General features: G+C 60.5%; 1 protein-coding gene. It reads right to left on the bottom strand.

All coding sequences use genetic code 11. The features are described 5' to 3' along the window. Nucleotides 1-108 precede the first annotated feature (108 nt). Nucleotides 109-1,047 (bottom strand): transposase (locus tag BQ17_RS21905; RefSeq protein ID WP_089727932.1); only part of this gene is annotated, 939 nt, incomplete at its 5' end.

Below are 1,047 nucleotides of genomic sequence, written 5' to 3'. Positions count from 1 at the left end.
CGCCGGGAGAGGGGTTGGGGAGAGGGGGTCAAAAAGATGAATCGCTCTACTTTTTCACTTATAGGTTTACCACTACCCAAGACAGTGGATCCTAACCACTCAACCCTATCACGCTGCCTGTTTGGCTACAAACATCGCTCGCGCAGCCTCAATGCCACGCAGGTACTTGGCCTGACGCCGGGCGCAGAGATCCGCGAGCGATGCCGGCGCGCCGACCGCCGTTCCGAACGCCTTGAGAAGACGTTCGGAATAGCCGATAAATTGCTCCCCATTGATGCCCAAGCGCACGAGAATCTTGGGTTCTTGCACCTTGACGTACCCAGGCTTATCCGCACGTAACGCCCGGCCCGTCCAATCGACCAGTTCTAGGTAGTCGTCGAAGGCAAACGGCACCGCCCAGGGGGTCTGTGCGGTGGCGTCAAAGGGCATCAGCGAGGCTCGGGGTAAGACGTGCGTTTCGGCCTCTGGTCGTAACCACTCCCCATCAAGTGTTGCGTCTGGATCTTTAGCGGTCGTGGTCTCCTGCGAGCCGACTTCGGACCCGACCGCCTCCGGCAACCCGACGACGCGCTCCCGAATCGAGGTGTAGTCCGAAGTCTCCGGCGTCTCGGCTAGCCCCGCCCGTACCGGATTGAGATCCACATAGGCCATTGCCGCCAGCAACGCCTTCTCATCGAGCAATGCTTGGCTCTTGAAGCGACCCTCCCAAAAACGTCCCCTCACCCCATCCTCCGCATTGGCCCGGCGGGCGATGTGCTCGTTGAGGGTACGCATGAACCAGGACAAATCGTGCAGCCGAGCCCGATAGACCTCGGCAAGTGCCTCGACCTCGGCAACCTCCGCTTGACTCATCTCTGCCCGTGACGCCGAGAGATACCGCGTCACCAACAGCGGTCCGGTGAAGAGCGCCGTCCAGCGCCGCAGCACCTCCTCTATCGACCACTCCAAGGCCCGTTCCCGGTCGATCCGCACCACGATGTGATAATGGTTACTCATCACCGCATAAGCGGCCACATCAATGGCAAACAAGGCGGCAAGTTGCCGAAT

Origin of the sequence: Candidatus Thiosymbion oneisti (assembly GCF_900092655.1) — a bacterium.
GTDB classification, from domain to species: domain Bacteria; phylum Pseudomonadota; class Gammaproteobacteria; order Chromatiales; family Chromatiaceae; genus Thiosymbion; species Thiosymbion oneisti.
Note: the sequence above shows the minus strand (reverse complement) of the source record. Positions and strands in the feature narration are given on the sequence as shown.